Origin of the sequence: Methanobrevibacter sp. (assembly GCF_045112895.1) — an archaeon.
In the GTDB taxonomy this organism is placed as follows: Archaea; Methanobacteriota; Methanobacteria; order Methanobacteriales; family Methanobacteriaceae; genus Methanocatella.
Map to the genome: position 1 here is coordinate 1 of NZ_JBGUIH010000018.1, position 11336 is coordinate 11336.

Below are 11336 nucleotides of genomic sequence, written 5' to 3' on the forward strand. Positions count from 1 at the left end.
GACATCCACGCAGCACTCGAAGTGGCAGACAGAATCGGAATCTTCTACTCAGGATACGTAATCGAAATCGCACTCAAAGAAGACTTCTCAGGCGACGGAGAAAACCTCCTACACCCTTACACAAAAGCACTATACAAAGCACTGCCGGCAAACGGATTCGAACTAACCAAAGGACACCAACCACTACACGGAGAAATCCCAACAGGATGCCCATACTATGACAGATGCGACATGCGATTTGACAGATGTAAGGATGAAAGGCCTGAACTTATCGACCTAGGAAAGAAAAAAGTCAGGTGTTTTAAATACGAAGGAGGCATAGAAGATGGAACTTAAAGGAAGCAACATTTCATTTAAATACCCTTCAGCCAAAGAATATATCTTAAAGGATATTGACATACAGCTGGACAACACAAAAATCACTGGTTTAGTCGGAGATAGTGGTAGCGGGAAATCCACATTGTGTAAAATACTTTCAGGATATATACAAAAATTTGAAGGCAACGTCACATTAGATGGAAAAGAATTGCCTTTAAAGGAGTTTTGTCCGGTGCAATTGATTTACCAACACCCCGAAAAGGTAATGAATCCAAAATGGAAGATGTCAACAGTTCTGGAAGAATCCTGGATGCCTGACGATGCCCTTTTAGAAGACTTTGGTATTCAAAAAAGCTGGCTTACCAGATTCCCACAAGAGCTATCCGGAGGGGAACTCCAAAGGTTTTCCGTTCTAAGAGCTCTCAACCCTAAAACACAGTTCATCATTGCTGATGAAATGACCACAATGCTTGACGCAATCACACAAGTGCAAATCCTAACATCAGTCATTGACATCGTGAAAAAAAGGAATATGGGAATGTTAATCGTAAGCCACGACATGCCTCTCGTTGAGACAATCTGTGATGAAGTAATCTATTTAAAAGATATTAATGGTGTCTAACCATTAATATTCATTAATTTTTTTATTTGCCAATCTGCCCAGACCATCGTAATATTGTTTGAAACAACCTCGCCTAAAACGATACCCATCCAAGCACCCCATACGCCATAACCTAAAACAACACTTAAAATAACTGCAAAGAATATTGTAAAGCCAGTTTCCCTCATTATTGTCTGAAACATTGCGGTTATGCCTTTACCTATACCCTGGAAAACATAAGTTGATGATACTCCAACTGCCATTGTCGGATAGTAGATTACAATCCAAGCAAGAAAACTGGTAAGCTCAGGAGCTATTCTTGCACTGCTTCCAGATGATGCAAATATTGAAGCGATATCTCCTGCAAATACATTAGTAAGAACAGCTACAAGGATTGCAATGACTATTGACACTTTCATTGCATACCTATGAGCGATTTGGATGTTCTTATAGCTTTTAGCACCGTAATTAGCTGCAATGACACTGATTAATGCCGTTCCGATAGCCAAAAGAGGAGTTGTTCCAATCACTACAACTCTCCAGCCTGTTGAGTATACTGCAACAGAATCTGTTGACCCGACATAGGCGAGCAATGCTGAGAAAACCGCTGCAAAAAATGCATTGTTCAAAAGCTGAATGCTTGCAGGAATGCCCACTCTAACAATATCCATTGATATATCCCTTTTAAAGTTGAAATTATTCCAAATAGGCCTTAAGTAAGTGTCCTTTTTTATATAAAACCAGTACATCAACATTATAATTACAAATATTGATGATATTATTGTCGCAATTGCCGCCCCTTTGACTCCCAAATTTAAGGTATAGATGAAAATCGGGTCCAGAACCATGTTCAGGATAGATGATGCAACCATGGCATACATTGACCTGGTAGTATCCCCCTCGCCTCTAAAAATGCCAAATAATGCATTGGAGAATATGATAAAAATTGAACCCAAAAGTATTATCACACCATAATCGGTAGCATATCCTATGGTTTGACCGGCACCCATCGCATTTAGAATCGGATTTAGGAATATCAATAGGACAATTGTCAGAATTAATGAAATTATAATATCAAGAATTATGGAATGGACAGATGCGTTTTCCGCCTTTTGTTTGTTGTTTTCGCCAAGATACTTTGACAGCGCAAAAGCGGTGCCTGAACCCAAACCATTTCCAAAACCGACCAGAATCATGAATATGGGCGTGAAAAATCCGACGCCTGCAAGTGCATCAGCACCAAGTCCTGACACCCAAGCAGCATCAATCAGATTGTAAAAGCTAGTTATAAGCAATGAAACAATCAAAGGTATTGACATTTTAATTAATGCTTTTTTGGGATTTTGAAGCATTATGTCTACACTATTTGATGAATCATTTGCTGACATAAGTTAATATTAAAATTTTTTCAAATATAAAAGTAAGTATTTATTAAGTTATTCAGTTGTTCGAATTTTTCAAATAACTCAAAACAAGTATTTTTCAATTTGGAAATAATTCGATTAAAAAAAAAGAAAAAAAGATTAGAATAGTGGATCTTTCACCATTCCAATTCTAAATGCGTTCAATATAACGAATATGGTCAATCCCAAATCACCGAAACCGACAGACATCATCAATGTGATGATTCCCATAATCGCAAGGACTACACACAATAATTTCACTAAAATAGCAATAGTAATGTTCTGTTTGATAATGCTCATTGTCTTATTGCTTAAAGCAAATAGGTATGGTAGTTTGGATATGTCATCCTGCATCAGTGCAACATCTGCTGTTTCAATAGCAACGTCAGAACCCGCAGCACCCATTGCAATACCAATGTTTGAACGTGCCAGAGCCGGCGCATCGTTGATTCCGTCACCGACCATAGCAACATCACCGAATTTGTTTCTGATTGTATCGAGGATGTTAAGCTTGTCTTCAGGCATCAGATTAGAGTATACATAATCGATTCCTATTTTATCAGCAACACTTTTTGCGGCAAGCTTGTTGTCTCCTGTAAGCATAATGGTCTGTACGCCTTGATTTTTCAAATCGGCAATTACTTCAGAAGCGTTGTCTCTGATTTTATCGGATACTGTGATGATACCTAAAACCTTCTCGGCATTTCCGACAAATATAATGGTCTTGCCTTCGCCGGAGTAGCTGTTGATTTCATCTTTTGAAACGTCGAATGCGCTTCCTTCAATTAGAGCCTCATTTGCGGCATAGAACTGCTCGCCGTTAATGTTGGCCACGATTCCTTTACCCGGAACATTCTTAAACTCGTCGATTGTATCGAATATGATGTTATGCTCATCCGCATAGTCAACAATGGCCTTGGCAATCGGGTGAGAGGATTGATTCTCCAAAGATGCTGCAATTTTAACGATATCCTCTTCTGAGTAGCTTTCATCAAAGACTCCGACATCACTCAACACCAGTTTTCCTTCTGTTAAAGTACCAGTCTTGTCAAAGATGACCGCTTTGACATTACGCATTTCCTCAACATAGGTACTTCCCTTGATGATAACACCGTTTCTGGTAGCTGAAGTGATAGCAGACACCATTCCGACAGGTGTTGAAATCAAAAATGCACATGGGCATGAAATTACCAAAAGGGAAAGAGCCTTATAAACCCAATCAACCAGATTCTGACCCCATAACAATGGAGGGATGAATGCAACACATAATGCGCCAATCATCATGACTGGAGTATAATATTTAGCTACCCTTTCAACCAAGGTCTCGGTTTCTGAACGGTTAAGTTGAGACCTTTTAACCAAGGTTACGATTTTTGAGATAACTGAATCCTTAGCGGCTTTAGTTACTTTAATTTCTAAATATCCATCTTCATTAACAGTTCCTGAAAATACATCGTCACCAACTTCTTTTAGGACTGGAACACTTTCACCAGTGATTGAAGCTTGGTTGATTGATGAAGAACCTACAATCACCTCACCATCCAAAGGAACCTTGTCTCCAGGTTTTACAATGACAATGTCGCCAACATCAACTTCATCAACATTCTTAATCTCTTCTTTATCCCCTACCTTAACTCTTGCGGTATCCGGTGCGATTTCAACCAATGATTTGATTGAACGTTTCGCCCTTTCTTCTGCAAGATCCTCTAAGAATTCCGCAATATAGTAAAGGAAGGTTACTGCTGCACCCTCTTCAGGATGCCCAATAATGAAGGAAGCTACACAAGCAATACATACCAACATTGCAGGACCGATGGTATGCCTGTTAACCAATGACTTATAAGCCAAAATAGCTATCTCATAACCTGCAATAATAGCACCTACCATATATGTAACAGTTACAACAGTAGGGCTGAATGACATCCATTCAAAAACATGTCCTAAAACAAATAGTAAACCGCTCGCAAGAATTATTTGCACCGGCCTGTTTGCCCAGAACGGTTTTCCTTCAGCAAATAAATCCCCATCTCCGTGAGCATGGTCATGTCCATGGTCATGTCCATGGTCGTGGTCATCATCCGCACAATCAGGGCAAGCGCAAAGGCTAAATTCGACATCATCATCATGACTATGATTATGTCCATGGTGGTCATGGTCGTGATCATGATGATGCTCATGCTCATGGTCATGATGGTCTTCATGAGAATGCTCATGCTCGTGGCCATGATGATGCTCATGCTCATGATGGTGGTGGTCATGATCATGATCATCTGCACAATCAGGACAAGCACAAAGATTTATATCTACATCTTCATCATAGTCTATTTCTTCTCTATGGTCATATACGCTTAAATCAGTTTTTTCTTGATAATCTCTTAATAATTGTTTATCATAGTGTTCTGGATTTTCACAGTGAGTATCTTCACATTCCGGATCAAAACAGATATAATTGTAATGTTCTGGATTGCGACAGTTATCATCTGCACAATCAGAATCATAACATCTATTTTCAATCATGTTATCACCTGATTAAACTTATTCTAATATATGTTCTAAGCCTACTTTATAAATCATTTCAATATGAAGGTCAGTTAGAGAATATCTAGCCATCTTACCTTCTTTTTGATATTTGACAATATTATTTGCACGTAATATTCTCAATTGATTTGAAACAGTAGTCTGGTTTAAATCAAGAGCCTCACAAATATCGCAAACACATAAATCATCTACAGTAAGTAGAGAGATAATCTTTAATCTTGTTGGATTGCTAAAGATTTTAAAGAATTCTGATAGGTTAAGATATTCTTCCTCTGAAGGCATACGCTCCTTAACACGGTTTACAGCATCTTCATGAGCATCGAATACTTCACACATATCATCATTTTTTCCATCAAGATTACTATCTTTCATTCCCATCACATATATTATTTATAATAAATATTATAATACATTTATGTATTTAAATGTTTTCATATCATGATATTGTGATATGTTATTTTAAAAAAAATAAAATTAACTACCTTGAAGGTCATGAGTTTCTTGGCCAAGGTACTCAACATTTTTAACCAGCAAAACATCTCTAGGATACTTCACATCCCCTATAGAATGATTTTCCAGGACATCACATTCTATAAACTCTTCAATATATGCATCACATACATATACTGAAGGAATTTTTCTTGCATCCCAACTGTTCATCACTACAAACGCATCATCAGCAACGAAGACCTTTTTATTCCCTAAAGATTCCATCCAGGCCAAAGTTTCATTGTCATAGCCTTCATAATAATCTTTGGTTTTAATATCATTTATTAAATCTGATAATGGAAATGGGCCTTCTGAAGATACAGTAATTGGTGTTTTGGTCGAATCATCAGTTCCGGCAAAAGAATAAACCAGAACCAATGATAAAATAGCTAAAAGTAGAATTACCATTGTAATAATACTTTTATTATTCATTTTAAAAACCTCTTTAGATATTATTTTTTAACCACACCAGTTAATGTTCCGTCAATAACACAATCGAAATCTATTTTCTCCAACCAGCCTGCCTTGGCAAACATGTCCATGAAACAAACACCAATTAACTGCCCATCTTCTTTTAGGATATCTGCAACTAAAGCTTTTACTTCTTCAGTATCAACATCATATTTTGGCATTGACAAACCGCCCAACAAGACGACTACATCAGAGCCATTAGGGTTTGAAACTTCATCATTAAGAACCATACCATAAGGTTTGGATTCGAACTGATGACAGTCATCTATATCCAACAATGGGATGAAATGGGTTTCTTTGTCCCTTACTGTATAAGCCAATAACTCAGCAAATGGAGTGCATACTCCTGGAGATCCAACAAAAGTAATCTTTTCTGCATCTCCAACTTCTTTTTTAAATGTTACAAGTTGTCCATTAATTCCTTTCCAATCCAAAACATTTTCCATATAATCACCTTAAACTTGCCAATAATATACGTACTCTCCAATATATTCTACATTATTTACCAGCAGAACATCCTTAGGATGCTCAACATTTCCGAGGGAACGATTTTCCAAAACATTGCATGAAAAAATCTCATAAAAAGAGGCATCACAAACATAAGCGGATGGGATTTTATTTGAATCAGATACATCGTCCATGATTACAATTTCGCCATTGGAAAGCCATACCTGCTTATTTCCTAAAGACTCCATCCACTGCAATGTTTCATTATCATAACCTTTGTAATATTCATGAGTTCTAATCTCATCAGTTAACACAGAAAGGTTTACAGGTCCTTCAGAGGACACATTTAAGGTTACGTTATTTACATTCACTGAAGAATCTTCGCTGGCGTATACTAAAAAAATTCCTAAAATGGCAACAATCGCGATTGCAATTGCAAGTATTATTTTTCTGTCCATTCCAATCACCTTAAACATTTGGCATGAATCTGTTGACTCTTTTCATATAATCTTCATATTGTTTTCCAAAATCCATTTTCAGACGTTGCTCTTCCTTTTTAACTTGAACATTCATTATTAAAACTTCAATTATGAAAACCAATAAAGCGCCAAAGGATAAAAGAGCAATCAAAACACCAATATGGTAAATAAATACTCCTAAAAGCATAGGGTTGCGACAAATCCCATAAGGTCCATCAGTCATCAAAGAGCTGGTTCTGGGTGCAACCTCATGATTGAATGCATCAAAAGGATTGCCCTTCCCCACATTTTTCATATAAACTATTGACCAGATGCTTAATCCAATTCCGATAATGGCTAATAAAATCAATAAAAACCATTGGATTAAACTGATTTGTACTAAATCAGGACTTCCTGAAGCCAAATACATTACAAAAGGAATTCCTATTATAAAAATAACCAATCCAAGTACATATCCGATGATATCCCTTATCATGTTATCACCTTCTATGAAGTTAATTTAAAATAAGTTATATAAAAAGTAGTATGATAAGTGTTTAAAACAACAGCTGTTAGGAACAGAATAATATTTTAAAGAATTTGAATAAATAAAATTTTAGTGATTTGATGGATATAAAATTATTTTCTCAAGCCTTAACCAAATTCATTTTAGGATTAATAATCATCAGCCTGCTGCTGTTTATACCTGCAGGGACTTTAAATTATTCTAACGGTTGGCTGTTCATAGCATTATTGTTTATTCCAATGTTTGTTGCCGGCATTATTATGTTTATTACATCCCCTGATCTTTTAAAAAGAAGATTGAATGCCAAAGAGGAGGAAAACGAGCAGAAAATCGTGATTTTAATTAGCGGAATAATGTTCTTTTTAGCATTTATTATAGCCGGGCTGAATTTTAGATTTGAATGGTTTAAGCTTCCACAAATAGTGATTATACTGGCTTCCATAATCTTTCTGTTAAGCTATGTCATGTATGCCGAAGTATTAAGGGAAAATGCATATCTTTCACGAACGGTCGAAGTAAGTGAAAATCAGAAAGTAGTTGACAGTGGCCTGTATGGGCTTGTCAGACATCCAATGTATACCTCTACAATCTTTTTATTCTTATCGATGCCTTTAATCCTGGATTCCCTTTTTTCATTTATCATCATGCTAATTTATCCGATAATTATTTTCTTTAGAATAAAAAATGAAGAAAAAGTTTTGGAAAACGAATTGGAAGGTTATAGGGAATATAAAGAAAAAGTAAAATATAAGATTATTCCTTACATATGGTGATTTTCAGTCTTTAAAACAAACACTACTTAGACAGGAGCCAATATATTTTTAAAATGTATGCGGGAAATTGACCAAAAAAACTGATGTGCTATAATTAAGGCAACATATCCAAAAATTTAGAAAATAATTTAAATTAATACGAGAATATAATTAAACAAGAATCATTATTGGAGGCTAAATTATGCCAAAAATGGAAATCGAATTTACACCTGAACAAATGGAAAAAATCAAAATTTTGGAATCTAAGGATATCAGTGTTGGTCAAGCCATTGAACTTCTTTTTGAAGTCCAAGAAGAAGCTTTAAATCAAATTGTAGAGCAAAAACAAGATGACGGTTTCATAGAAAAAATTAAAAGCACAAGTATGGACTATGAAATTAAAGAAACATTATTGAAAAGTCAATACGAAGAAAAAGAAACCTATGACCAAGCCGTTTTTAAAGCTAAAACTAAAATAAACTGGTCCAATATATTTAAATTCTGAAATTTTAACTTAAACTAAAAGTGATTTACAATATCACTTTTTTTCTTTTAATTTAGAAAATCATCTCAAGCATTACAAAGATTTTAAATACTCCCAGCAACTAATTTTGCTTAACACAAATTAGGAACATTTCTGTGGAACATCAAATTAAAATTTAAAAAAAGCCTTATTCAACATCTTTAAGTGCTTCAACCATATTCAAATCACTAATTTTATCTGAAAACAATAAATTAACGCCAATTGATATTGTAAATGTTATAAAAGCGGTCAACAGGATATTTCCCCAAGTTAAGGATGGAACATAATAAAGGGAATCCCCCGCAGCATTCATCATCAATGTCATGAAGTAAAATCCTAGCGGAATTCCTAAAATAAATCCAATAGCTGTGAAAATTACATTCTGTGTCAATAGCAATTTTCTTAAAAGATTTGTTTCAAATCCCAAAACCTTTAAAGTTGCAATTTCCCGCTCCATTTCTGTAAATGATAGAATTCCAAGATTATATAAAACTAAAATAGCAAGTGCAACTGCAACAACTGTAACTACATAAACCATCATCATAACTGCCTGGGTTACTGTATCCCAGCTTTTTTTCATTTTATCTAGGCTTGTAACGGATTTGATTGAATCAAAGTTTTCGCCGAATTTTTCTTTAGTTAATATATTGGTCGGTGTGAAATTCAAACCCTGATTCTCTAAGGTATCTGGAGACATTATCAAACCTTGTGAAACCGGTTCAGCATGAATCTGACCTATCTTTGAAGTTACCCACTCGTCGCTTCCAACTATATGCCATCTTATCTTATCGCCGATGCTTAAATTAAATGTTTCGGCAAGTTTAGTGGAGATTGAAACATCACCTTCATCAATATCCAGTGGGTCCTTATTGCTGTCTGTATACGATATCAAATCTGTGTTGTTTGAAACCAATAGCAGCACCGTGTCCTCCATATCATTTGCCTTAATCTCAATCGACTGCTGCATGATAAAACTACCATTAGTTTCGTTTAAAATGTAATATAATTCCATCGGATTAGCTTCACTTGAAAGCAGCAATTTAGATTCATAATGGCTAATATTGTCATATTCCCATGTTTTCAACTCTTTCATACTGTCATTCATACCAAATGCAGCAATCAACAACGCGACACAAGCCATAACTCCCACTATTGCCATGAATGCCCTAAATTTATTTCTTCTTGCATCCCTCCAGTTCCAACGGAGATTGAAGCTCAAATGATTCCAAATCCTTGATTTTTCAATCAAACTTTTTGAAGAAAGATTTGGAGCTTTTGGCCTTAAAGTGTTTGCAGGATTCTCCTTTGAAATTCTTCTACAGGAGATATAAGTAACAATGACAGATGAAACCACCAGCAATACAGCAATATATACAAAACTCATATCAAAACCGGGATGCCAGCTTGGCATACTATAACTTCTAGCCATTGTCGGATAAAACATCTGAGGAATTATCATAGGTCCTGTAATCAAACCTAAAACGGCACCAGCCAAAACAGGCCAAAATGCATATGACAGATAATGCAGGATGATTGTATTGTCCTTAAAACCGACTGCCTTTAAAATCCCAATTTGAGTGCGTTGATGTGCAACAATCCTTGTCATTGTTGTCAGAAGTGTTAGAAAAGTAACTAAAATGAATACAACCGGGAAAACATCACCCATCATCTTGTGCTGCGCCATTTCGTCTGCAAATTTGGCAACGCTGAGCTGATCCTCTTTTTTGGTGAATGACAGATAGTCAATTGACTTGTCCAATTTCTCTTTAAAATCACTGTCGGATTGGTTATATTTAACTAGCAACCGATTATATTCCAAATCATCAGGATATGCCTTGCTTGAAAGGTGAGCGAATCCAATCTGTGAAAAATCCGGAGTTAATGAAGATGGAGATGATTCATAGATGTATTCTGGTGAATATCCTATGCCTTTGATTGTTTTAGTGATTTTATGACCATCAAATTCAAACGTGATCTTATCTCCAATACTGAAATCCCTTGCATCCGCAAATCTTTTGTCTAACCAAACTCCAGAATCATCTTTAGGATTAAAATCCTTACCTTCAGTTGTATAAAACTTGGAAATCGTTCCCTTTTCAACAAAGTGCAGCGTAATATCTGGTTTGTTTTCAATGTCCGCTACTGACTGAACAACTGATTGCCTATCTGACTGGTCTGCATATTCATTTATTTTGTCAACCGAAGTGTCATCAAAATCAGTATTGTAAATCCATCCATCGGCCAAATTAGTATCAGTGTAAAATTCATTTGACGTTTGTTCAAGCCCGTAATATTCACCATATATTCCACAGTAAGCGAAAATGCCTAAAAATGCCATTAGAAATATTGCAATGAACTGTGTCTTATTGACTTTTATATCTCTCAGCATTTTTTTAGATAATGGCATGATAATATATTAGAAAAATGGAATATAAAAAACCTATTTAAATTGATGAAATGGATAACCAAATTAGGTTAAAACAATTTTAATTAAAAATATTTAACCATCATTTACATTAACATTATGCTTTGAGTTGATGCAACCCAATTTAAGATTATGGTATACATCAATTGGTAAAAAAATAAGATTAATATGAGTTAATTAACTCACTAAACAAAGAAACCGTTTCTTCAACACTCATCTCAGCTTTTTTGCTAACTTCAGCCAGACTAGCTTCCCATAGGGAAATTTTGCCCATAGGAGTAACTAAAAATTCAAATTTCCAGTTTTTTCTGACCAAATCTCTTTTAAGCAAAGGATAAGTATTCAAAAGATCCATGTATTTTGACTCAGAGGTAACTTCAACCAT

The 11336-nt window shown here is 35.5% G+C and carries 13 protein-coding genes; 4 read left to right on the top strand and 9 right to left on the bottom strand.

The features are described from left to right. On the top strand, nt 1-336 hold a 336-nt coding region (locus ACJMLD_RS03630), incomplete at its 5' end, for an oligopeptide/dipeptide ABC transporter ATP-binding protein (protein WP_405268066.1). Then, complete coding sequence (locus ACJMLD_RS03635; RefSeq protein ID WP_405268068.1) at nt 326-940, top strand: ABC transporter ATP-binding protein; 615 nt, start codon at nt 326-328, stop codon at nt 938-940. The genes ACJMLD_RS03630 and ACJMLD_RS03635, both read left to right, overlap by 11 nt. On the opposite strand, the gene ACJMLD_RS03640 is transcribed toward ACJMLD_RS03635, so the two are convergent. From ACJMLD_RS03640 to ACJMLD_RS03670, 7 genes are all read right to left on the bottom strand, one after another. After that, nucleotides 937-2307: an MATE family efflux transporter gene (locus ACJMLD_RS03640; protein WP_405268070.1), complete on the bottom strand. Its 1371-nt coding sequence runs from the start codon at nt 2305-2307 to the stop codon at nt 937-939. The two genes, ACJMLD_RS03635 and ACJMLD_RS03640, sit on opposite strands and share 4 nt — an antisense overlap. 135 nt (nt 2308-2442) lie before the next feature. Continuing rightward, nucleotides 2443-4839, bottom strand: coding sequence for a heavy metal translocating P-type ATPase (locus ACJMLD_RS03645; RefSeq protein ID WP_405268072.1), 2397 nt, complete (start codon nt 4837-4839; stop codon nt 2443-2445). Between the two features lie 18 nt (nt 4840-4857). After that, on the bottom strand, nt 4858-5238 hold the full coding sequence (locus ACJMLD_RS03650) for an ArsR/SmtB family transcription factor (protein ID WP_405268074.1): 381 nt from the start codon (nt 5236-5238) through the stop codon (nt 4858-4860). A 96-nt stretch (nt 5239-5334) separates the two neighbouring features. Next, nucleotides 5335-5781, bottom strand: a complete 447-nt coding sequence (locus ACJMLD_RS03655) for a hypothetical protein (protein WP_405268076.1) — start codon at nt 5779-5781, stop codon at nt 5335-5337. Between the two features lie 20 nt (nt 5782-5801). Beyond that, nucleotides 5802-6266, bottom strand: a complete 465-nt coding sequence (locus ACJMLD_RS03660; RefSeq protein ID WP_405268078.1) for a DUF2124 family protein — start codon at nt 6264-6266, stop codon at nt 5802-5804. 9 nt (nt 6267-6275) lie between these two features. After that, nucleotides 6276-6725 (bottom strand): hypothetical protein, encoded by a 450-nt coding sequence (locus tag ACJMLD_RS03665; RefSeq protein WP_405268079.1) that lies wholly within the window; start codon nt 6723-6725, stop codon nt 6276-6278. A 10-nt stretch (nt 6726-6735) separates the two neighbouring features. Continuing rightward, nucleotides 6736-7221 carry a methyltransferase family protein gene (locus ACJMLD_RS03670; protein WP_405268081.1) on the bottom strand — a complete coding sequence of 162 codons (486 nt, stop codon included), beginning with the start codon at nt 7219-7221 and terminating at the stop codon, nt 6736-6738. A 131-nt stretch (nt 7222-7352) separates the two neighbouring features. Here ACJMLD_RS03670 and ACJMLD_RS03675 point away from each other — a divergent pair, with 131 nt between their 5' ends. Next, entirely contained in the window at nt 7353-8024 is a 672-nt protein-coding gene (locus tag ACJMLD_RS03675) for a methyltransferase family protein (RefSeq protein WP_405268083.1), read from the top strand. A 181-nt stretch (nt 8025-8205) separates the two neighbouring features. Next, on the top strand, nt 8206-8508 hold the full coding sequence (locus ACJMLD_RS03680; protein WP_405268085.1) for a hypothetical protein: 303 nt from the start codon (nt 8206-8208) through the stop codon (nt 8506-8508). A 166-nt stretch (nt 8509-8674) separates the two neighbouring features. On the opposite strand, the gene ACJMLD_RS03685 is transcribed toward ACJMLD_RS03680, so the two are convergent. Together ACJMLD_RS03685 and ACJMLD_RS03690 are read right to left on the bottom strand one after the other, a co-directional pair. Continuing rightward, nucleotides 8675-10933, bottom strand: a complete 2259-nt coding sequence (locus ACJMLD_RS03685) for an FtsX-like permease family protein (protein ID WP_405268087.1) — start codon at nt 10931-10933, stop codon at nt 8675-8677. Nucleotides 10934-11114: 181 nt separating this feature from the next. Next, nucleotides 11115-11336 carry a hypothetical protein gene (locus ACJMLD_RS03690; protein ID WP_405268089.1) on the bottom strand — a complete coding sequence of 74 codons (222 nt, stop codon included), beginning with the start codon at nt 11334-11336 and terminating at the stop codon, nt 11115-11117.

What these genes read in the sequence shown, in the direction of transcription:
- ACJMLD_RS03635 (WP_405268068.1), top strand. Translation starts at nt 326, where the DNA reads ATGGAACTTAAAGGAAGCAACATTTCATTTAAATACCCTTCAGCCAAA.
- ACJMLD_RS03640 (WP_405268070.1), bottom strand. Translation starts at nt 2,307, where the DNA reads ATGTCAGCAAATGATTCATCAAATAGTGTAGACATAATGCTTCAAAAT.
- ACJMLD_RS03645 (WP_405268072.1), bottom strand. Translation starts at nt 4,839, where the DNA reads ATGATTGAAAATAGATGTTATGATTCTGATTGTGCAGATGATAACTGT.
- ACJMLD_RS03650 (WP_405268074.1), bottom strand. Translation starts at nt 5,238, where the DNA reads ATGGGAATGAAAGATAGTAATCTTGATGGAAAAAATGATGATATGTGT.
- ACJMLD_RS03655 (WP_405268076.1), bottom strand. Translation starts at nt 5,781, where the DNA reads ATGAATAATAAAAGTATTATTACAATGGTAATTCTACTTTTAGCTATT.
- ACJMLD_RS03660 (WP_405268078.1), bottom strand. Translation starts at nt 6,266, where the DNA reads ATGGAAAATGTTTTGGATTGGAAAGGAATTAATGGACAACTTGTAACA.
- ACJMLD_RS03665 (WP_405268079.1), bottom strand. Translation starts at nt 6,725, where the DNA reads ATGGACAGAAAAATAATACTTGCAATTGCAATCGCGATTGTTGCCATT.
- ACJMLD_RS03670 (WP_405268081.1), bottom strand. Translation starts at nt 7,221, where the DNA reads ATGATAAGGGATATCATCGGATATGTACTTGGATTGGTTATTTTTATA.
- ACJMLD_RS03675 (WP_405268083.1), top strand. Translation starts at nt 7,353, where the DNA reads ATGGATATAAAATTATTTTCTCAAGCCTTAACCAAATTCATTTTAGGA.
- ACJMLD_RS03680 (WP_405268085.1), top strand. Translation starts at nt 8,206, where the DNA reads ATGCCAAAAATGGAAATCGAATTTACACCTGAACAAATGGAAAAAATC.
- ACJMLD_RS03685 (WP_405268087.1), bottom strand. Translation starts at nt 10,933, where the DNA reads ATGCCATTATCTAAAAAAATGCTGAGAGATATAAAAGTCAATAAGACA.
- ACJMLD_RS03690 (WP_405268089.1), bottom strand. Translation starts at nt 11,336, where the DNA reads ATGGTTGAAGTTACCTCTGAGTCAAAATACATGGATCTTTTGAATACT.